This window comes from Thermophagus xiamenensis, assembly GCF_900112795.1.
GTDB lineage: Bacteria > Bacteroidota > Bacteroidia > Bacteroidales > Marinilabiliaceae > Thermophagus > Thermophagus xiamenensis.
On sequence record NZ_FONA01000018.1, the window covers coordinates 44,432 to 65,975 of the forward strand.

Consider the following 21,544-nt stretch of genomic DNA (forward strand, 5'->3'; position numbering starts at 1 on the left):
TTTCATTATGGAAACAATTATTCGTGAAGATACGCCGAAAACACCTTTTGTAAGACTGGATGGAGAAAAAGGGTTTGTTGAAATTAAAGGACGGTCGATTCCCGAAAATTCTGTCGATTTTTATAAACCGTTAATCGACTGGATTGATCAGTATGCCAAGTCACCACAAGAAAATACGGTAATTAATATTCAGCTGGAATACTTTAACACATCTTCTTCGAAATGCATTTTGGATATTTTTAAAAAACTGGAACTGTTGCATAAAAAAGGGCATAAAGTGCAAGTTAACTGGTATTATGAAGAGGATGATGAAGATATGTTTGAGGCCGGCGAGGATTATCAGTCAATCATCAACCTGCCTTTCAAGATGATTGAAATGGAAGAATAATAAATACTTTTGGTAGAAGAAGACATAAAACCACAGGATTTTTCCCTGTGGTTTTTTATTGTATGGTTTATCCTTTATTCTTCGGTCAAGACTAACTTACGTTGTCAACCTCGTTTCTTTTTTGCTTTTCGCAAAAAACTTTTGGCGTTATATTTTCCCTTAGAGAGTATTTTATTCAATGTTTGATGGTATAATAGCAGGAATAAAATGAAATTCATCAACCATATCACCATTAAATTAACCCCAAAGGTATCTATTTCCAATGATCCGATTTTTTTGATGGGGGCCATGAAATGTGCTCTAAGAAAATTATTTTCGGGTTTTTTATAAATGGGGTCAACTTTTTGGATGAATCGGTTCTTGTACCGAATAATTCTTTTGGAAAAGAAATCATCGGTTTTTCGTACAAATCGTTCCAGCCCGTTGTTGTGATAAGTATTTTTTAGCTTTGTTAGATTAGTCTCTTTTTCTTCAGGGTAACGGGCAATGATATCCATGCGACGTTCATCTTGCTTAAGATCTGCCTCATTGTAAAGGGCGATGTAATAATTCTTAATTTTATCCAGGAAATTGCGGGATGCTGCTATATCTTCAGTGTTAGAATTTATGGAAAGTAAGGGTGTTGCCTGGGCCTGAAGATAAAGAGGTAACTCAGGCTTTATTGCTGAAAATTCATTATTGAGTAATTGGACCGTACTTTTAAAAAGAACAGAATCTTGCAAAGTTTCCAACAACTGAAGTTCCGATTTCATGGCAGGATACCAGAAATCTTTTCGGTAAGCTGCACTACTTTTTAATTGTTCGTAAAGAAAAAATTGCTTTTGATAAGGATTATCCTTGAATTGTGATACAGCCAAAGCTTCAAATGCCCACCGGGCGGTTATCAACTCCCCGTACCAGGGAATATCTGATATGGATGAAAATTTGGGATTGAGACGGTCATATGAAACAAATACTCCACTTAATACAAGTTGAGGAATGATGAGAAAAGGAATCAAAATATAAATGTTTACAGATTTTTTGAGTGAATCGGAAATTATTAAACCAAGCAGGTTGGCAAAAACGGCCGATGAAAACAAAATAAGCCAATAAGAAGCAAACATTTCTTTTATTTGAAGAATATGATTGCCTATCCCAACCAGCAGAAAAACCTGAATGGCTGAAATAATGGCCAGAATGGCCACCTTTGATAATAAATAGCTGAATCGGCTTAAGTTCAAAAAGGCTTCGCGCTTCAGGATTTTTTTGTCATTGATAATTTCTTCAGCACTAACCGTTAAGCCAACAAAAAGGGCTATTATTACTGTAATTATTATATATAAAACTATATTGGGGTTATTATAATAGATGTATGAGCTGTTAGGGCCATCCACAGGATAATAAAAGAGTAATCCGGCCAAAATAAAAGCCAACGCGGGCATTATAGAAAGATTGATAACTAAATACTGCAAATTGGCCAGTTTGGATTGTATATCGCGCGCAAAGAATATTTTAAATTGCCCCCATCTGTTGGGAACACGGAAAGTGATTTCTGGTAGAGGTAATCTTTTAATTTCTTTTTTCGGCGGGGAAGGGTGTCGCTTTTTAAAAATGCCAAACCATTCGGATGGTTGGATTTTTCTGGCCGGGGTAGGTATTCCGTATTCATTTAGAACACGGTCATTAACTATATTGAGTATTTGTTCCGGATTGACATTCCCACATACCGGACATTCATTTTCATCCTTATTAGCATGATTTACACACGATTTAAAATAGTTGATGGCCCCAACCGGATCCCCATTGTATATTAAATAACCACCGGTATCAAGAACCAACAATTGGTTAAACATTTTAAATATTTCGGACGAGGGTTGGTGGATAACCACAAAAATCAACTTTCCTTTTACCGACATATCTTTTAATAGGTCGATAATGTTTTCAGAATCTCGTGATGATAATCCTGACGTTGGTTCGTCTAAAAATAGTACCGATGGTTCCCGAACTAATTCCAAGGCTATGTTTAGTCGTTTTCTTTGTCCACCGCTTATTTTTTTATTGAGTGTGGAACCAACTTTCATATCTCGTATTTCATACAAGCCTAGAGTTTTTAAAAGTTGCTCTACTTTTTCCTTAATTTCCTGAGGACTAAGGTGCTCATAGCACAATTTGGTGTTGTAGTATAAATTTTGGAATACCGTAAGATCTTCCATTAACAGATCATCCTGCGAAACATAGCCAATGAGCCCTTTAATTTTTTCCGGGAATAGGTGTAAATCAATGCCATTAAGTAAAACTTCGCCCGATGAGGGTAGGTAAATGCCCGTAAGAAGATTAATTAAAGTACTTTTTCCTGCTCCCGAATCCCCCATTATACCCACCAATTGTCCGGAATGGCACGTAAAACTCATCGGATGCAAGCCTGTTTTTCCATTTTTATCAAATGAAAAAGAGATGTCTCTTGCTTCAAACAATATGGGCGTTTTGTCGGCACTATAGTTGAAGTGTGTTGCAATATCGCTAAAAGTAATAGGTGTTCCATTTTTAAACCGGATGGAACCACCCGGCCTTAAATATTGAATACGTTGAGGAACCATTAACTGACCATTTATGGTGAACTGGTCGTTATGATTGGTTTTTAACAGCAATAATGTTTCTGATCGGAGGTTTAATACATATATTTCTGATTTTATGAATTCGCGATATATGTACCGTTCTTGATTCTTTTTTTCCTTGGCGTTGCCTATTACTAAAATATTCTGATCTTTGGGAGGAATTTCATGAATACTAAAATTCTTAATAGAAATATAATCTTCCTGCGGAATGTTGAAGGCAGAAGCAATGGTATCTGCAAATTCATTTTCGATGCCGGTGCCGGTGCTATGCCTTTTTTTCAAATTGAGAAATTCCAGGAGCTGGGTTATTACAATAGTCTTTTGATAATGTGTCAACTCTTCATTAATGGCCGTGGCAATACGGAGCACTTTTACCGAGTTGGCAGCATAAAGTTTGTGTATACGCGTTTTTTCTTTAAGTTTTTCGTGATAGGACTGACAATGGTAATCGAACAGATTTAAATACTCCTCTATAAGTTGGTTATTTAGGTGAAGAGATAGATAGTCTTTAACAATATTGCGCCTGGAAACAGCATCCTTAACCGGAACGGCAACAAGGGCAAATAATTGCATTAAAGCTTTTAAGATACCTTCACTCATTCTGTTAACCGAGTTAAGATTTAAGTAATCTATCCAATTTGCAGTCAGAATTTGACCTAAAAAGAGGAAAGGCCATGTTTGGTGCTTGTATATAGAAAAATGTTAATAATTTTGGTATATAGTTTTCATCAGACAGCTGCCAAAATCTTTAAGCAATAATATATGCCCAGGGGGATTAAAGACAAGAATAATGGTAAATAAAAGATAACCACTAAAAAGAACTTTTCTCAAGACTTTTTACGCCAATGAGAATTACCGCCATCCCCGAATTACCTTCGCCGGGCATCAATCCGGCTTCTATTTTGCATTCCAGATTTCCTTTAATTTGAAAATCCCATGATGATGAATAGTTATGACGCGTTGTAGAAAACAGTAAATTGTTATTGGTATCATATATTGAAAACCAAATTTTTTTATTGGTTGGCGAACAGGTGGCAATTCTATAAACATTTCCTTCGAACAATGTGGTTCTGAATTCAGCCACCTCTGATCCGGTAAGTAAAGCTTTCATGGGTTGACTATTGTGAATAAAACCCTCATCCATTTGTTTCAAACAATCAGAATAGACGGGCAGTGTAGCAGAAGGCTGACCCATTGCCATCATTACCATTAGGGTTATAAAAAGCAGAGTTAAGGGTAGTGTTTTTTCGGAATTCATGGTGCACTAAATTCTTTAAATATTAAGCAATACTTTGTCTTAAGCCAAAGATATTCAAAAAAAAATTATTATTCGATAAATACTTAAAAAATAATCACTTTGTTAATGTCGAAAATTATTATAGATAAAAACGAGAATGGTTAAAATATTGTTTAAAAAAATTCTATTTTAATTTTAAAAATAACCAACAGATAATTAAGACAGATAAAAAATGTGTTTAGCTTGTTGCAACATTTGAATGATGAGCTTCTAAAAACTTGTTTGTATTGTGTTCATTAATAGTAAATGGGAGATCCGGGTTGGTCGGGTACAAAATTATTAAAGTCACGGGTTGATTCTCCGGAAATTCTTAAACTAAAGGGTAATTGTCCGGATGGTACTCTTGGCATTATGGCCAATATGATTTGGAGAGTGTTGAATACCAAATTGTCATTTCTGATTCTTAACCCACCACCAAAACTGAAGTAGGGTGAATGATGAAAAAGGTTTTTTTCACTTTCTTTTAAGAAGGCGGTGTCGAAAAAGGTAAAAGCTGCAAATTTAAACCCTAATGGTTGTACATTGGTAAAAAACACTTGCTCGGTTTTAAAAACAATTTTTTCACTTCCTTTTATGGCATTTTTGTAATCAAAACGATGTAACCCATCTTCATCTTCATCGATGAAAAGATATTCGCCCGGTAATCGTCTAAAGCCATTTACATATTGGATTTCTAAAAAGTTTCTAAATTGACCGTTGCCAATATTTATTAATGGTGATATATATTCAGTCAAAACTTTCAGATGCCCTTGTTCGGCCCTATTGCGTTTAAAAAAAGTACCAATGTCGCCACTAAAATAGAGGTATCCTTTTGAAGGGATTAAAGCTTTTCCTACAGAATGATGAAATTCCAAATAGTGGCGATTTCCATAATTCCCTTTTTGATATCCATAATTTAAAGATGTGAGTGACCCATATGGCACATCTTCTGTGCGACCAAAAGAATAGATAAGATTGTTTTTGTAATATCCCCTTCTGGAAAAGGAAAACCCACCGAAAAAAAACTTTCCTTCAGGAAGAAATTCCTGTGGCTCTATCTGATCATAGAAATTTACATCAAGATAACGAGTCATAATATATAAATTGGACCGAATAGGTCGATCAGAAGCCCCTAAAAGAAAAGAACGGCCAGCCCAAAAATTTTGCCTTCGATAGTCGAGGGGTGGTTCCCATTCAATAGAGGGATAGTCTATTATGCCGGCATTAAGGTATGACCGGTTAATATTGATACCACCGGCATACTTTATTTCGGGAAGAACAAAGTTTTTTTCAATATTGGCCGAAACCATTTTCAGGTCACTAGTCCTTGCATAATCTATATCAAAATTTACGTATTGACCCGGAAAATTTTCAGCACCAAAACGCTCTCTGAAACCCCAGTCTTTAATGTCTGTGGTGGGCGTTAATAATGTACTGGAAAGATAAAAACCGCGACCTAATAAATTTTTGTTGATTAATGTGAAGGAGGGTTGTTGATTGCTTAAACCCAAAGAGATGGCTAGTGGATAACGGTCTTGCACATATACGCTAACATTAACCAAATCTGGATGATTGGGTACGTTCCAAACGACTATTTTGGCATCGTTAATAAAAGAAAGTGCACGAAGTAGCCGTTCGCTGTCCAAGATATCAGTTTTTTCAAGTGTTTCTCCAGGCTGAAAAGTAAGCGTTTTTAGTATAATACCCGGTGCTGTTTCGAATCTAAGATTGTTCCCAAGTTTTACGAGCCATGAATCTGAAATTTCAGATGTGTCATTTATCGATGTTCCAAAAGGTGGAATGCTCCGAATGTCGATGTAATTAATTTTTTTTCCATAAAATTTTAAATAGTCGGGCGCCGGTTTTACTTCTTCAGCAGATTCTAAACTACTTTTTACGAGCCATTCATGTAGTTTTCTGGAAAAGAAATTTTTTTCAGAGTATTGCTTTAATATCTCTTCAAGTTTCTTTCCATCATTGTTATTTATTTTACTTAAACTACCTGGCGTTATTAACCGAATAATTGTGTCATTTTTCAAAAAAGTTAAAGTATCGGTTGTTTGTGCCTTCAGGGTAATACAGCCCGAAAACACAATACACAACCAAAACAAAAAAAAGTTTTTTTTAGGTATGTGTGTGATTGGAAACAGGAATAAATAATCACTAATATATAATATTGGCATATTCGGCTTTTTAATTTGAATTCCATACATCTTTGGGGTTTAGTGCAATTCCGGAAAGTCCGTATATAATAGTCATTCCGGTGAAAAACAACCAAGATGCCGGAGAATGGCGTTACTTTTTCTTCGTGGGTTGGTGTTCATTTTTAATTCGCTCGATTTTCTTTTTGTTTTATTCTTCTAGGGCTAAATTACATATTTTTTTAAGGATTAGGGTGATTATTGCAAGCTGAAAAAATGGCATTATTTGTAAAAAAACATAAGACAAAATGACAGTTTGCTGATTTTGGCAGAGACATTGAATGAAATGTATTCGCGAAAAAAAGAACGATTATGAATCTGGAAAAATTTACCATTAAAGCACAGGAAGCCATTCAACAGGCTTTTCAAATAGCAGCTGGTCATGAGCATCAGGCCATAGAAGATGCTCATTTGCTGAAGGGAATTATTCAAACAGAAGAAAACATACCCCGCTACTTGTTTAACAAGATGGGGGCTGGTGTTGTTTTTCCGGTACTGGATAAAATGATAGAGTCCTTTCCGCGGGTAAGAGGCGGAGAAGCATATTTAAGTCAAAATGCCAATCAGACACTTCAACAAGCCATTGCCTTTACAAAGGAGATGGGTGACCAGTTTACAAGTATCGAGCATCTTATTATGGGGCTGTTGAAAAGTGGAGGGCAGGTTTCCAAGATGCTTAAGGATGCCGGCATTACCGAAAAAGGACTCAAACAAGCTATTTTGGAACTTCGTAAAGGTCGAAAAGTAGAGAGCCCTACTGCCGAGGATACCTATAATTCATTGGGGCGTTTTGCCATTGATTTGAATGAGATGGCACGTACCGGTAAACTGGATCCCGTCATTGGCCGTGATGATGAGATTCGGCGTATATTGCAAATTCTTTCCCGACGCACCAAAAACAATCCCATATTAATTGGGGAACCTGGCGTGGGGAAAACGGCTATTGCCGAAGGTCTGGCTCATCGTATTATAAACGGTGATGTTCCGGAAAATCTGAAAAGCAAACGCATTTTTTCACTCGACATGGGTGCTTTGATTGCCGGTGCCAAATATAAGGGTGAATTTGAAGAACGACTAAAGTCGGTTGTAAAAGAAGTGGTGGATAGTGATGGTGAAGTTATATTGTTTATCGATGAAATTCACACCCTGGTGGGTGCAGGCAAAAGTGAGGGTGCCATGGATGCAGCCAACATTCTCAAACCTGCTCTCGCGCGAGGAGAATTAAGAGCTATTGGTGCTACCACTTTGGCCGAATACCAAAAGTATTTTGAGAAAGATAAAGCTCTGGAGCGTCGCTTCCAGATTGTGATGGTGGATGAGCCCGACTTAACATCTGCCATATCCATATTAAGAGGGTTGAAGGAGCGTTATGAAAATCATCATAAAGTAAGGATTCGGGATGAAGCCATTATTGCTGCTGCTGAGCTATCAAAACGTTACATCTCCGATCGGTTCCTTCCCGACAAAGCTATTGATTTAATTGATGAGGCAGCTTCTAAGTTGAGACTTGAGATGAATTCCGTTCCTGAAGATATAGATGAAATAGAAAGAAAAATACAGCAATTGGAGATTGAACGGGAAGCAATCCGACGGGAGGGCAACCAGCCAAAAGTAGATGAATTAAGCAAAGAAATTTCTGATTTAAAAGGTGAGAGAGATTCTTTGCGTGCACGGTGGGAAGCTGAAAGAAATATTATTGAACAAATTCAAAAGAATAAGGAACTAATTGAACAATATAAGTTTGAGGCCCAACAAGCTGAGCGGGAAGGTCTTTATGAAAAAGTAGCAGAATTGCGCTATGGGCGTATTAAAGAAGCCAATGAAACCATTGAAAGACTCAAAAAAGAGTTGTCGGAACGGCAAGCTGACAGACCGATGATTAAAGAAGAGGTCGATGCTGAAGATGTGGCTCAAATAGTAAGTCGGTGGACAGGAATTCCCGTGACGCGGATGCTGCAAAGCGAACGCCAAAAATTATTGAACCTTGAGGTTGAATTGCATAAGCGGGTAATTGGTCAGGAAGAGGCCATCGCTGCCGTTGCAGATGCTGTCCGCCGAAGCAGGGCCGGATTGCAGGATGCCCGGCGGCCCATCGGTTCATTTATATTTCTTGGGATGACTGGTGTTGGAAAAACTGAACTGGCGAGGGCTTTGGCTGAATTCCTCTTTAATGATGAGGACTTGATGACACGGATAGATATGTCGGAGTATCAGGAGCGGCACTCGGTATCCAGGTTGATTGGTGCTCCTCCAGGTTATGTGGGCTATGATGAAGGCGGTCAACTTACTGAAGCCGTGCGTCGTAAACCTTACTCCGTGGTTTTATTGGATGAAATTGAAAAAGCTCATCCCGATGTGTTTAATATTTTGCTTCAGGTGCTTGATGACGGACGGTTGACCGACAATAAAGGTCGGCATGCCGATTTTAAGAATACAATAATAATTATGACCTCTAACGTAGGGTCACATTTGATTCAGAAAAATTTTGAAGAGGCAGGTCGGGAAGGTTTTAGTGAAAGAGTGGCCGAAAAAACCCGTCAGGAGGTGATGTCGTTGCTAAGGCAAACCATACGTCCTGAATTTTTGAATCGTATCGATGATATTATAATGTTTAAGCCTTTGACGCGTAATGAGATTAAGGAAATTGTGAAGTTGCAGTTTGGCTTGGTGGCAACGCAATTGAAAAAGCAAGGCGTGGAAATTAATATGAGTGACGATGCCGTTAAATACATTGCAGAGGCCGGATTTGATCCATTGTTTGGTGCACGACCTATTAAAAGAGCTATGCAACGATGGGTGCTAAATGATTTATCAAAAAAGTTACTGGCCGATGAGGTCAACAAGGAAAAACCTATACTGGTTGACTACAATGGCGAAAAGCTGTTGTTTAAAAATTAATGGAATTAAAAAGACAATAATATTGCGATATTTTGAGATTAAAAGTATCGCAATATTATGATTTATATATAGGTTATTGACAAAAGATAATAAATCAAGCGAGCATGGCAACTATTGTCACAAAAGGGAATGTATATAGGCAGAAGTGCACAGGCAGAAGGCAGAAGAAATTTCTAGTCATTAGTCAACAGTCATTATTCATTAGTTAATCAACACTAATGTCAAATAACTAACCACTAATCACTAACTTTAAGTCCCATTAGGCCAATAACTCAAGTGATTTTTATACGAATAAAAAATACCTCCATAACAATGTTGTAATTTTAAAAAACATTGTTAAGCATTTTAGCAATCAAAAGGCGAGAAAGATTTTAAATTATTCTTCGAAATAATCGAAAACTTTATCAAGTTTCATAAGGGCTAGAAGGTCTTTAACTTCTTTTTGAATGTTAGCCAGGTAAAAGGTTCGGTTGTTTTGGCGAGCAGTTTTAAGGGCTGAGATTAAAACAGCAATACCAGTGCTGTCGATGAATCTAATATTTTGGAGATCCAATACAAAACTGACATCCGATTTATTTAATTGGTTATTTAGTTGATCCTTGATTTCTGGAGCAATTGTGGCATTTAACCTATCAGAGTGGTTAATGGTGCCAACCATGAGGTTGTTTTTCCGAGTTATTGTAAGTTTTGTATCCATTATTTGCGAATTTCTGATTTAAGTTCTTCTTCAGCTTTTGTAAGAGCAGTTTTGAATGTATCAATGATTGATGCTACAGTTTCCTCGGAAGCATGGGTTTTTACCCATTTTTGCCGTTCTTCATCGTAATCCCTAAGGTTTTTTTCTAATTGTTGAGAAGTCTCTATTTCTTTAATGTCTGGGTTGTCTTTACTTGAAATTTCTCTAACATAAAGTTCTTTTGCAATAAGTTCCAGGTTTTTAAGATCACGATTCCCTAACTCTTCCATTCCAATTGAAAGGACTGATGATTTTGCTTTATGGGCCAACGCAGCTAACTCGAGCCATCGCTTTTCTGTGAAACTTTTATCTACGCCTTCTGTGAATTCCGGTATCTGTTCTAAAAAAATGTTAATTAGTTCTTCTATAATGCTTTCATCACCTTCGGCGATACTTTCCAGATAGCTTAGGTTAATCCATTTATATTGATTTGACATAAAAAATAGCTTTTTTCAAGATTGAATAGGTCAAATTTAATAAAAATAGAATAAGAAGTAAAAAGCATTGGCAACAAATAATTATCATTTGGGCATCTTCTTTTTTATCCTTAATTTGCATTTTCTTTAGTAAAATGAAAATAATATTTCCGTTTCAACAATTTTTTGTGGAAAAGAGCTGCTCAGAACTATGTAAAAATTTAAAACCATGCAAAAAACAGTTTTGAATGAAATTCATAAACAATTAGGTGCCAGGATGGTTCCTTTTGCAGGCTTTGAAATGCCTGTAGAATATTCAGGAATTACTTCCGAACATATGGCGGTTCGTCGAGCTGCCGGTATGTTCGATGTTTCTCATATGGGCGAGTTTTTGGTTAAAGGCCCTCATGCTTTTGATTTTGTTCAATATATTACAACCAATAATGTATCCGACCTGCCTGTTGGTAAAGCACAATATTCCTGTATGCCCAATAATGAAGGGGGCATTGTGGACGATTTAATCGTTTATCACCTGGATGAGGAACTTTTTATGTTGGTGGTGAATGCCTCCAATATAGAGAAAGACTGGAATTGGTGCAAAACCAATAATCATTTTGGTGCTGAATTGGTCGATATTAGTCAACAAACTTCGTTATTGGCAGTTCAGGGACCAAAAGCAAAAGAAATTTTGCAACCCCTGACCGCCATCAATCTTTCCGATATTCCATATTATGCATTTGAAACAGGTAATTTTGCAGGTATTAATGATGTCATTATTTCGAATACCGGATATACTGGTTCAGGAGGATTTGAACTTTATATTGATAATAAGCATGCCGAATTTGTTTGGACAACATTGATGAAGCAAGGCCATGAAAAGGGTTTAGTCCCTGCCGGTTTAGGGGCTCGTGACACTTTACGCCTGGAGGCCGGGTTTGCTTTGTATGGAAACGATTTAAATGACACTACCACACCCATTGAAGCCGGGTTGGGATGGATTACCAAGTTGGTCGAGGGAAACAACTTTATTTCGCGTCACATCTTAGAAAAACAAAAAAAGGAAGGTGTTAACAGACGGTTAAAAGGATTTGTTCTGGAAGAGCGTGGAATTCCACGTAAAGGCTATGAAATTCGTGATGATAAAGGGAATGTAATTGGAGAGGTTACTTCCGGAACTATGTCGCCAATGCTGAAAAAAGGTATTGGTATGGGGTATGTGAATAAAGGCTTTTGGAAAGAAGAGAGTGAAATTTTTATAAGAATACGTAATAAAGATGTAAAAGCTAAGATTGTTAAGCCACCATTCGTGAAATTGAAATAAATTATATTTTTACGAGCGAATTAGAAACAATTTTAACCGATAGTGGTTTATTATCCAATATTTCATGTGTTTAGATGGATTATACGAACAGGGCCAATAAAAGTTGTCACTACAGGCATATGTAAAAAAAAGAGCAAAGGCAGGCGGGAAGTGGTAAATAGAGGAAGGAAGTCTGAAGCTGATGATAGTTTTATCGGTTTTTGTTGATAGATGAAGGGATTTATAATAGAAGTATAATGGATAAATCAAGAGCCCATAGACAAAGAGTTTCTAAGCACAAATATTCTAGTTTCATTAGACCAATAAGTTAATCAAATTATATACTGATGAAGCATAACCTGGAAGTTTGTTTTTCTCCTGCGTTATATGATTTATACCACCGGCCGGAAGCTGTAGTGGTTGTTATTGATGTTTTAAGAGCTACCTCGGCCATTTGTACAGCATTTATGAATGGTGCAAAGCATATCATTCCGGTTGGAGATTTGGAAGAAGCCAGAGCCTGGAAAGCTAAAGGCCATTTGGTGGCCGCCGAACGCGATGGAATTGTTTTAGATTTTGCAGATTTTGGAAATTCACCGTTTAATTTTACCCCCGAACGTGTACAGCAACATGATATAGTTTATAGTACCACCAATGGTACCAAGGCCATTCATAAGGCTGCATCGGCTTATGCCGTAGCTATCGGATCATATTTGAATCTTTCGGCCCTTTCGTTTTGGTTGCAAGAGCAACATCGGGATGTGATTATTCTCTGTGCGGCATGGAAAGATAAATTCAGTCTGGAAGATGCTTTGTTCGCCGGTGCTTTATCGAAAAAGTTGTTGGATTCGGGATTATTCACCACTATTTGTGATTCAGTTCATGCTTCACTTGATCTTTGGAAGTCTGCTCAGCCTAATGTTTATCGGTATATTTTAAAGGCAGCACAAAAACAACGACTGGCAAAAAACGGTTTAGACGATGTAATTGAATTCTGTCATACCCCTGATCAAACATCCATCGTTCCTGTGTTAAAGGGTGACCGTCTGGTCGGAGAAACTGTCGGGAAGATTTCCTATATTTGACAAAAACAATCAACAATGCCGTTCATTTCTTTTATAATACCTGTATATAATCGTCCACAGGAAGTTGATGAATTGCTGGATTCATTTTCTCGTCAAACAGTCAAAGATTTTGAAATTATCGTTGTTGAAGATGGCTCAACCTTGTCATCGCAGGATATTGTGGACGAATGGTCAGGTTCTTTGACTGTTCGTTACATCTTTCAACCTAATGCCGGGCCAGGTCCGGCAAGGAATACCGGAGCATCCGAAGCAGTAGGTGAGTGGCTTATATTTTTAGACTCTGACTGTTTGTTACCACCCGATTATACCGAGAAAGTAATTTCAGAACTAAAGAGCGCAGATTTTGATTGTTTTGGTGGACCCGATCGTCCCCATGAAGGGTTTAATGCTACCCAAAAAGCAATAGGACACACCATGAGCAGTTTTCTAACCACAGGTGGCATACGTGGAGGAAAAGAAAAAGTGGATAAGTTTTATCCGCGAAGTTTTAACCTGGGGGTTAGAAATAGCGTTTTTCATGCGATAAACGGGTTTACCAATATGCGTTTTGGTGAGGATATCGATTTTAGCATGCGTCTGCTGGAAGCGGGGTATAAAACCGCTTTGCTTCAAGATGTTTGGATATGGCATAAACGTCGAACTAATTTTCGTTCCTTTTTTAAGCAGGTTTTTAATTCAGGAATTGCACGTATAAATCTGGAGGCCCGACATCCCGGAACCACCAAATTGGTTCATCTGTTGCCTTCCTGTTTTTCAATAGGATATCCCATTATTTTTATTTTTGCGTTGTTTTTTCCAGTGCTTTTTTTCTTGTTATTGCTTCCTCCGATAATTGTTTTTATAGATGCTCTTGTCGCTCTCAGGCAATTGAAATCTGCGATTTTGGCTATTCCCGCTTTTTTTACACAGATGTATGGGTATGGAACGGGGTTTATTTATGCCTGGATAAAGAGAAATATTTTTAAGGAAAAGGAATTCAATGCTTTTGAGGAGAGCTTTTACAAGTAGAGGCAAAAAAAAGGGCTTTAATTTTTAAATTGCTTACCTTTGGCCGGTATTTTTAAAAACAATAATTGAGATGCTACATACTTGGTTCGAGTGCAAAGTTAAATATATCAAAATAGACGAAAATAGCGGTAAAGAAAAGAAAGTAACTGAACCATATCTGGTCGATGCAGTTTCATTTACCGAAGCTGAACAGAGGATTCACGAAGAGATGCAATCCATGATTAGAGGCGAATTCCAGGTGACCAATATTCGCAAAGCCGATTATACCGATTTATTCCCTAATTTTCCCGGCGATAAGTGGTATAAATGTAAAGTTAGCCATTTGGCCATCGATGAAAATGCACAGAAAGAAAAAAAGGTGACCAGCAATATGTTGGTTATGGCCGATAATGTGCGGGATGCCTACGAGCATTTGATGGAAGGACTTTCGGATATGGTTGTTGACTTCCATGTGATTAGCATTTCTGAAAGTCCTTTGATGGATGTTTTTCCTTATGAAGCTGATAAAGCCTTTTCTAAAAATTTGGAGCCCCAACTCAACAATGATGAGGCGTAAGCATTTTATAGCCAGTCATTAGTGGTTAGTCATTAGTCCATTAACACTAATGACTGTTCACTCGTGACTAATGATGTCTTCTGCCTTTTCTATGTGCACTTCTGCCTATATATTATTGTTGTGACAAACTTTCCTGATTAAGTTTGTTTTATTTTGAATTTCAGTGTTTTGGGGATGTCTGATTCTTTTAATATTAATAATCAAAGTTTCTTTTAATTAATCTGTCCTCAACATTCCTTCTTTTTTTCTGTTTACTGTAGGAATTGATTTTAGTGAATAATCTTTTATGACCAAACGTAAGCAAAAAGATCTTTTTCCGGTTAAGATAATTGATAATCAGGAGATAGTTCCGGGAGTGTTTTCTTTGGAAACAGAAAAAAAATTTGACTTCATTCCCGGGCAGGTGGTTGCCGTGGCAATGAATCCAACTGATGAACCTCGACTTTATAGTATTGCCAGTGGAAACAAAAAAGATTTTATCCGTTTAATATTCGATGTTAACCCGCACGGAAAGCTTACACCCCAATTGGCAAAACTTTCTAAAGGGGATAAGCTGTATATGTCAAAACCTTTCGGCAAATTTTTAGGTACTGTTGAGCCTGCCTGGTGGATTGCAACCGGCACGGGAATAGCGCCTTTTATTAGTATGGCAGAATCGGACATGTATGTGGGGAAAAAGTTAATTCATGGTGCTAAAACACCCGCAGAATTTTTGTTTTCTGAGCTGTTTGTTCAAACTCTTGGGGAGAGTTATCTGCGATTTGCTACTCGGGAAGTTGGACCAGGTATTAATAGTGGTCGCCTAACCTCATGGTTAAAAGATCTTAAGGAGTTGCCTGGAGATGTACTATTTTATTTATGTGGCAATCCTGACATGGTTGTTGAGGTTCGGGATATTTTGGTGGGTAAAGGTATTGCTATCGAAAAGGTAATAGCTGAAATTTATTTTTAACCGGAATTGACTTTCTCATTTGGTCTCTAAAATCATATAGCATTTCAATAGCTTTGATTTAGGGATTTTTATTATTATCCGGAAATTTTCATAAGTATATAATTTATCAAAATTATTGGCCGAATAGAATTCGCATGACCATCATTTCCTACATGTTCTGGTTGATCTGGTTGAGACAAAATTTCTTGGTCATGCTCGTTTTATTCGTATAAAATTTACTTACTTCATTGATATATTGTTTCTTAAAAGTAGTCATTAGTGGTTAGTCATTAGTCACTAGTCCATTAACACTAATGACTGTTGACTAATGACTATAAACATTTTCTGCCTTCTGCCTGTGCACTTCTGCCTTTATCCATGTTCTTGTTGTGTCAAACTTTCTGATCATGCTTGTTTTATTTGCTAAAGCAAAATTAAATTGTGCATATTCAAAAAACAAATAGAGTAATATGTTGAATTTTAAATTGTAATGCTCTATCTTATCCCAGAAAAACAAATATTTTTTAAATGGATTTAAAAAAATCTTTCGGGATTTCCGAAAATGGAATTAATGAAACTCCAAAACCCAAGCGGCTCATCGAGTATATTAATCTTAAACTGGCAGCAATGGGGCAACCCATCTATAAGTCCCAGTCTCGTATGGGGTTTTTGGAATTGGCCAATGACTTAATAAAAAATTATAAAGAAAAAAATCAGTTGTTAGCCTCCTATCTTTGTCCGGCCGATCAACGAATTCAAAATTTCCTTGATAATTATTTAGCCGATTATAAAACTGATATCGATATTAGATTACCGGATAATACTTTTATTGTAGACTATCACGGCGTGGCAAGAGCTTTGTCGCTCCCTCCTGATAAGCCTTCGTTCAAATCAGATATTATTGAGAGTTATAGAGTAAAGCAAGGTATTCTCAATAATCCTAAAAATGATCGACGTACTACCAAAGGGGTATTTCATATTACTGAAGGAGGCTTGCCTATTCCTTACGATAAAAAAGCGGTTCCTAAAATTACTTTTGCAAAACTGCTGGAACAAGCTGTTAATCCTCCCCGCCAATTGCTGGAGCTACCCTTTACCTCATCTCAGAAAGAAAAGGCGGCTACCTTTGTTTCTCTTCTTTTGAAACCTGTGGTGGAACCATGTGTGGGTAATTGCAAAGAGAGGAGAATGGAGATACGCTTTTTTGTCCCCGGTAATTTAGTGAGTAATCTCGATTTTGTTGAATCTATCTTTGGCAATGCCGGCGATCCCTTTTTACCTGAGAACGATTCGGCACTCGATGTAGAAGGCTGGACGGGTCATACCGGCTGCGTTATACTAGCACCTCACCTTACTAAACTAAAAAAAAGGGATTTAGGTCTTCCTCATGTCAGCAAGGCGAATGAACGGCAGATGCGCGATGGAATGTGCTGGCAGGAAGAGAATGAATTGTATAATGATGGTGAAGCTTTTAAAATCACTGCCAGAACTTCTGATGGTGTTATCGTAACAATAATTGCCGATAATTATTATGGTTATTCAAAAAAAGAAGTAAAAACCCAAATAAGTTTTGCAGCCAATCTTTTGGGTAATGTTGAAGAAGAACATGCCGGCGGGGCTATTGCTTTTCCTGCTTATAATTTGGGGGATGAATTTTCTGATCGCAATCAATTTTCAGGAAATGATTTATCCTTCGATGAAATGGTGAAAATTTATGCCGATTTCATGGAGGAACAGCCTGAGGGTTACGCCATTGATAAGATGTATAGAAATATTATTTATGTTCCTGAAAATGCTGCATTCAGCCTTATTAATCAGAAAATTTCGTGGATAAGAAATCGTAAGGAACAAAGTATTAGTCTTAAACCCCAATATACCTATATTCTTCCGGCTGGATATAAAGTGAGGATGAATAAAAACCCGTATGTGCCGTCCTGGCGACTTATTGGTTCGGTGGCCGAGGGAACATTTTGTCACAAACCTTGTACTGTATCGGGAGGCGGCAAGTCGGAAATTTCTAAATCTATTAGCGATGCAATTATATATGGCCCTTTCTTTACAGCTGATTTTGTAAATGACTTCAAAAAAGTTGAGGAAATAATCAATAAAGATTATTCAGACGTATATTTGGATCATATACACACCGAAAAAGACAGACCCATTTTAAGTCCTAAACGTTCGTTGGGTTCTGTCATTAAATTATTAACTCCTGCAGCTAACCGATATAAACCTGAATATAATGAATGGTTGAAACGTATCCCATATCATATTAAAGGCTTGGTTTATATTGTTAAACGCTTTTACAAAGAAGAATGGGGAAACAATTGGAAAGAATATTTTTCAGTTGATATTGTTGATGGACGACACGGAAATGAACTTAAGTTTAAAAACCGCAAGTTGGTCGCCAGTTATCTCCGTGTTGGTTTAACCAATGATGGCGCCTGGAGAACATTCAAATTACGACAGGATTTTATTGCCTCCGATAAGCTGCAAATGGAAGATGATATATCAGTTTCAACGGTTGTTCCAAATTCTAAGTTGAAATATTTATCGCCAAATTTTTCTTATCCTGCGGCTAAATTTACCAATAACTGTGAATTTCGTTTTTTTCAAAGACCTGATGATGCAATTCATAGAGGATATGATAAACAGGCCGAAAAAGATTTGGCGACACCAAATACTTTTATATCCAATTTTGCACCTTTAAATGCGGATGATGCAAGGAAAATCACTGATAATGCTATTGAATTTGATAAGTATAGCAAACCCATGAAAGTTCTTATCCGTGAAGTAGTGGATAAGAAAGAGAGTACCTTTTTTGTTTCATCATCCCATCCGCGTATTGTTGATGGTAAGCCCTCGGCAAATGTTAGATACCTTCAAAACAGACCCAATTTAATCCAACATCGTGATAATTATATTGCAGAGATAGGTTCCCGGTTATTTCGGAAAATTCCGCCTAATCAGCCAGTATTGTATCCTGTCAATGCCGTATTGGCCGGACGAAGAAATAATCCGCCTCAACCGGGCATTCGTTCCCTTGCCGTATATAATCCCATACATTATCAAGAATTGCCTGAATTGTTTATGGATTTCATTTGCAGCCTCACCGGAAAATCCCCTTCGACCACCGGTACCGGGTCAGAAGGTGCATTGACCAAAGGGCCTTTCAATGCCTTAAGTCCTGTTTCTGACCTCAATAATGCTTTGGTGTCATTTATTCTTACCGGTTATCCGGGGTTTACTTCTGCCGCCGGTTATATTGGACCCAAGTTCCGTGTAGATCATGATATCAGCCTCCTGGTGCCTGAAATCTGGAGTCGTTTGCATCCCGAAGAAAGCCGGCCTGAGTTTCTTATTGAGCACCGATATCTGGAAAAATTGGAAGATTTTAATTTTGAAGGACAAAAAGTTCTTGCTTCAAGACTTGGTTACAGAATAACCGCTAAATTTGCCAGAACTTTTTTAGGGAGAATATTTGAAAATCCGGACGCCATATTTGACCAGGAGATTTTGAAACCGGAAACTCAGGATTTAGCTGTTTTTGTTGATGGAATCAACAATATAGTTGATACGCAACAGCAGATTGCCGAAAGTTATTTCCTGGATGGGAGTGTCGAAGGCGCTATTCCGCCGCTAAAGGCATTATTGCATATTATGGCTTATGGTGAATATAACGGGAAAGATATCAACCATCCTGATATCCGGAATCTGTTTCTACGCGATAATATGTTGGATAGTGAATGGTATCATCAGCGACTGAAAAATAAGCAGAAGAGTGATATTGGTTTATGGCAAAAGCATTTGAAATATTTAAAAAATTACAGAGAGTTAAGGTCCAATATTGAACAAAGTGTACTAAATAAGGTTAACTTCAACATTGATATAGCTGAAAAAAAAATTAAGCGTTATCAATCTTCTAATTATTTGAAATCACTTGAAGGTTTTATCGGCCTTGATTCTTTTGTGGTGTAACAGGTTGTTTAGCTCTTTGGAGGACAAGTTAAGTAAGATGAGATAAAGGCGATTGGCTTTGCTAAAAGATTTTTTTTGTAAAGTTGTTGGTTGTTGTGGTTTAGACCGGTGAAACGAGTATAGTGACTTTTGCCAAAAAGTACATGTTTGAAAAGTACAGTGGCAGAAGGGTGGTAGTTTTTAGTAAAAAGTCATTGGTGTTGGTTACAGCTGCAACTATAAACAAAGAATTAATGACTGAGCACTATTTATAAGTTTCAATTGTCTAATGAATAAGATGAACTTTATACTGGTGTATTAAAACGGAAGTAAATTATTATGGAATCTTTGTTGGGAAAAACATTAACAGAGTTTAAAGCAATAGCATTAGAAAATAACTTGCCCGCATTTGCCGCGAAAGAATTGGCCAGGTGGATATACCAAAAGGGAATTTCAGATATTGATCAAATGACCAATATTTCTAAGAAAGCCAGAGAGGCGCTAAAAAAGAAATATGAGATAGGGAGATTTGAGCCCACCAAAGTACAGACTTCTGCTGACGGAACAAAAAAGTATCTTTACCCGGCTTTAAAAGGATTGTTTATTGAAGCTGCATATATACCCGACAAAGATCGTCATACCCTTTGTGTTTCATCACAAGTGGGATGTAAAATGGGTTGTTTGTTTTGTATGACAGGCAAGCAAGGCTTTCAGGGGCAATTAACGGCAGGTGAAATTCTTAACCAGGTATTGAGTTTGCCGGAAAGTAATTTGCTCACCAATATCGTCTTTATGGGTATGGGGGAACCCATGGATAATATTGATAATGTATTGCAAAGTCTGGAAATATTTACCGCCGACTGGGGCTTAGGGTGGAGCCCACGCCGAATAACAGTTTCAACGGTGGGCGTAGAGCCTGCGATGCGTCGTTTTATTGAGGAGAGCGAAGCCCACCTGGCCATTAGCCTTCATTCTCCTTTCAATGAAGAACGACGTCGTTTGATGCCTGTTGAGCATGTATATCCCGTGGAATCTATTATAAATACCCTGCGTGAATATGACTTTGGACGTCAAAGGCGGGTTTCTTTCGAATATATCATGTTTGATGGGGTGAATGATACTTCAAAACATATTAAAGGTTTAACCAAACTTCTGAATGGACTGCGCTGTCGTGTGAATCTTATTCGGTTTCATGCTATTCCGGGTTCGCCCCTTAATGGCTCTCTCCCTGAAAAAATGAAATGGTTTGCCGATGAGTTAAATAAAAAAGGATTGATTACTACTATCCGTAAGTCAAGAGGTGAAGATATTTTTGCGGCTTGTGGTTTGCTTTCTACAAAAAATATGGTCAAGCAAAATGTTGATTTAGATTATTGATTCCTCGTTTGTTTTTTCTCAAATGTGGTCAGAGAGAATTTACCCATTGTTCTGCCTGTTATTTATACTTGTATCAACAAAATCATTTATGATTCTTATGATAAAAAATGCTTATTTTTGAGGTTTGTCTGGTATTTGATTATAGTGGTTGTGAAGTGTTGATTTCATTTTATCGAGAAATTCTTTCCGCGGCGCAGGGAACTTTTCTTTTATTTTAGATTTGGGTACTTTAGAAAATAGATGTTGAATGTAAAGACTTTTCCTGACTAGAAAATCCAAATCAATTGTGGTAGAATTATTCATATGAGAAGAGTTTAAATTTTTCTGAATTATCCTCCCGATTAATGGGGTTGGTAATTGTTAGGGCGATTTCTACGAAAGATTGTAAAGTTTGTTCTCTTTGTATAAAATTTCCTTGTTTTATTGAACTATTGATTCTTAAAATTAGTCATTAGTGGTTAGTCGTTAGTTATTAGTTGTTCAACACTAACCACTTGTTGACTAATGACTAATCACTTCTTCTGCCTTCTGCCTGTGCACTTCTGCCATTATATTTTTATACATGTTCTTATTTTGAAAAACCTACTATCCAAGCAAGTTTCATTGATAATATTTCACTTTTGTTTCACCTAAAAGCATTTTAGTTTGGGGTATAGGGTTTTTCTAGGTTAATGAGTGAAAATAATGATATAAAAATAAGGGTGGGTTTAAACTATTTTGTTTCATTGTGGGTCAAAATACATGCGAAATTATAATTAAAAACGGAGAATTTATTGAAAAATTATAAAGTGTGAAATGAAATTTAATTAAAAAGAACCAGAGAT

The 21,544-nt window shown here is 37.1% G+C and carries 15 protein-coding genes; 9 read left to right on the top strand and 6 right to left on the bottom strand.

The window, feature by feature from the left end; all coding sequences use genetic code 11:
* The first annotated feature begins 7 nt into the window (after nucleotides 1–7).
* Nucleotides 8–388 (top strand): DUF1987 domain-containing protein, encoded by a 381-nt coding sequence (locus BM130_RS11295; protein ID WP_029626435.1) that lies wholly within the window; start codon nucleotides 8–10, stop codon nucleotides 386–388.
* 104 nt (nucleotides 389–492) lie between these two features.
* Here BM130_RS11295 and BM130_RS11300 read toward each other — a convergent pair whose 3' ends face one another.
* From BM130_RS11300 to BM130_RS11310, 3 genes are all read right to left on the bottom strand, one after another.
* Entirely contained in the window at nucleotides 493–3,582 is a 3,090-nt protein-coding gene (locus BM130_RS11300; protein WP_010526103.1) for an ATP-binding cassette domain-containing protein, read from the bottom strand.
* A gap of 211 nt (nucleotides 3,583–3,793) precedes the next feature.
* Nucleotides 3,794–4,240 carry a hypothetical protein gene (locus BM130_RS11305; RefSeq protein WP_010526102.1) on the bottom strand — a complete coding sequence of 149 codons (447 nt, stop codon included), beginning with the start codon at nucleotides 4,238–4,240 and terminating at the stop codon, nucleotides 3,794–3,796.
* Between the two features lie 275 nt (nucleotides 4,241–4,515).
* Nucleotides 4,516–6,369 (bottom strand): BamA/TamA family outer membrane protein, encoded by a 1,854-nt coding sequence (locus BM130_RS11310; RefSeq protein ID WP_157998089.1) that lies wholly within the window; start codon nucleotides 6,367–6,369, stop codon nucleotides 4,516–4,518.
* A gap of 402 nt (nucleotides 6,370–6,771) precedes the next feature.
* Between BM130_RS11310 and clpB the strand changes: the two genes are divergently transcribed.
* A complete protein-coding gene (gene clpB / locus BM130_RS11315) occupies nucleotides 6,772–9,357 on the top strand; it encodes an ATP-dependent chaperone ClpB (RefSeq protein WP_010526100.1) in 2,586 nt (861 codons plus the stop codon).
* Between the two features lie 376 nt (nucleotides 9,358–9,733).
* Here the strand turns inward: clpB and BM130_RS11320 are convergent, their stop codons facing one another.
* Together BM130_RS11320 and BM130_RS11325 are read right to left on the bottom strand one after the other, a co-directional pair.
* Entirely contained in the window at nucleotides 9,734–10,054 is a 321-nt protein-coding gene (locus BM130_RS11320) for an STAS domain-containing protein (protein ID WP_010526099.1), read from the bottom strand.
* Nucleotides 10,054–10,530, bottom strand: coding sequence for an Hpt domain-containing protein (locus BM130_RS11325; RefSeq protein ID WP_010526098.1), 477 nt, complete (start codon nucleotides 10,528–10,530; stop codon nucleotides 10,054–10,056). Before BM130_RS11325 ends, BM130_RS11320 begins: the two co-directional genes overlap by 1 nt.
* Nucleotides 10,531–10,738: 208 nt before the next feature.
* Here BM130_RS11325 and gcvT point away from each other — a divergent pair, with 208 nt between their 5' ends.
* The 7 genes from gcvT to rlmN all read left to right on the top strand — a co-directional run bounded on the left by gcvT (nucleotide 10,739) and on the right by rlmN (nucleotide 20,720).
* Complete coding sequence (gene gcvT, locus BM130_RS11330) at nucleotides 10,739–11,830, top strand: glycine cleavage system aminomethyltransferase GcvT (protein ID WP_010526097.1); 1,092 nt, start codon at nucleotides 10,739–10,741, stop codon at nucleotides 11,828–11,830.
* 326 nt (nucleotides 11,831–12,156) lie between these two features.
* Nucleotides 12,157–12,894: a 2-phosphosulfolactate phosphatase gene (locus tag BM130_RS11335; protein ID WP_010526096.1), complete on the top strand. Its 738-nt coding sequence runs from the start codon at nucleotides 12,157–12,159 to the stop codon at nucleotides 12,892–12,894.
* Nucleotides 12,895–12,909: 15 nt separating this feature from the next.
* Nucleotides 12,910–13,902, top strand: a complete 993-nt coding sequence (locus BM130_RS11340; protein ID WP_010526095.1) for a glycosyltransferase — start codon at nucleotides 12,910–12,912, stop codon at nucleotides 13,900–13,902.
* A gap of 70 nt (nucleotides 13,903–13,972) precedes the next feature.
* Entirely contained in the window at nucleotides 13,973–14,458 is a 486-nt protein-coding gene (locus BM130_RS11345; protein ID WP_010526094.1) for a DUF4494 domain-containing protein, read from the top strand.
* A gap of 286 nt (nucleotides 14,459–14,744) precedes the next feature.
* Nucleotides 14,745–15,410 (top strand): FAD-binding oxidoreductase, encoded by a 666-nt coding sequence (locus BM130_RS11350; RefSeq protein ID WP_010526093.1) that lies wholly within the window; start codon nucleotides 14,745–14,747, stop codon nucleotides 15,408–15,410.
* Between the two features lie 507 nt (nucleotides 15,411–15,917).
* Complete coding sequence (locus BM130_RS11360; RefSeq protein WP_010526091.1) at nucleotides 15,918–19,364, top strand: PPi-type phosphoenolpyruvate carboxykinase family protein; 3,447 nt, start codon at nucleotides 15,918–15,920, stop codon at nucleotides 19,362–19,364.
* A 318-nt stretch (nucleotides 19,365–19,682) separates the two neighbouring features.
* Entirely contained in the window at nucleotides 19,683–20,720 is a 1,038-nt protein-coding gene (gene rlmN / locus BM130_RS11365; RefSeq protein WP_010526090.1) for a dual-specificity RNA methyltransferase RlmN, read from the top strand.
* 111 nt (nucleotides 20,721–20,831) lie between these two features.
* On the opposite strand, the gene BM130_RS11370 is transcribed toward rlmN, so the two are convergent.
* Nucleotides 20,832–21,023 carry a hypothetical protein gene (locus BM130_RS11370; RefSeq protein WP_010526089.1) on the bottom strand — a complete coding sequence of 64 codons (192 nt, stop codon included), beginning with the start codon at nucleotides 21,021–21,023 and terminating at the stop codon, nucleotides 20,832–20,834.
* Nucleotides 21,024–21,544: the final 521 nt, after the last annotated feature.

What these genes read in the sequence shown, in the direction of transcription:
- BM130_RS11295 (WP_029626435.1), top strand. Translation starts at nt 8, where the DNA reads ATGGAAACAATTATTCGTGAAGATACGCCGAAAACACCTTTTGTAAGA.
- BM130_RS11300 (WP_010526103.1), bottom strand. Translation starts at nt 3,582, where the DNA reads ATGAGTGAAGGTATCTTAAAAGCTTTAATGCAATTATTTGCCCTTGTT.
- BM130_RS11305 (WP_010526102.1), bottom strand. Translation starts at nt 4,240, where the DNA reads ATGAATTCCGAAAAAACACTACCCTTAACTCTGCTTTTTATAACCCTA.
- clpB (WP_010526100.1), top strand. Translation starts at nt 6,772, where the DNA reads ATGAATCTGGAAAAATTTACCATTAAAGCACAGGAAGCCATTCAACAG.
- BM130_RS11320 (WP_010526099.1), bottom strand. Translation starts at nt 10,054, where the DNA reads ATGGATACAAAACTTACAATAACTCGGAAAAACAACCTCATGGTTGGC.
- BM130_RS11325 (WP_010526098.1), bottom strand. Translation starts at nt 10,530, where the DNA reads ATGTCAAATCAATATAAATGGATTAACCTAAGCTATCTGGAAAGTATC.
- gcvT (WP_010526097.1), top strand. Translation starts at nt 10,739, where the DNA reads ATGCAAAAAACAGTTTTGAATGAAATTCATAAACAATTAGGTGCCAGG.
- BM130_RS11335 (WP_010526096.1), top strand. Translation starts at nt 12,157, where the DNA reads ATGAAGCATAACCTGGAAGTTTGTTTTTCTCCTGCGTTATATGATTTA.
- BM130_RS11340 (WP_010526095.1), top strand. Translation starts at nt 12,910, where the DNA reads ATGCCGTTCATTTCTTTTATAATACCTGTATATAATCGTCCACAGGAA.
- BM130_RS11345 (WP_010526094.1), top strand. Translation starts at nt 13,973, where the DNA reads ATGCTACATACTTGGTTCGAGTGCAAAGTTAAATATATCAAAATAGAC.
- BM130_RS11350 (WP_010526093.1), top strand. Translation starts at nt 14,745, where the DNA reads ATGACCAAACGTAAGCAAAAAGATCTTTTTCCGGTTAAGATAATTGAT.
- BM130_RS11360 (WP_010526091.1), top strand. Translation starts at nt 15,918, where the DNA reads ATGGATTTAAAAAAATCTTTCGGGATTTCCGAAAATGGAATTAATGAA.
- rlmN (WP_010526090.1), top strand. Translation starts at nt 19,683, where the DNA reads ATGGAATCTTTGTTGGGAAAAACATTAACAGAGTTTAAAGCAATAGCA.
- BM130_RS11370 (WP_010526089.1), bottom strand. Translation starts at nt 21,023, where the DNA reads ATGAATAATTCTACCACAATTGATTTGGATTTTCTAGTCAGGAAAAGT.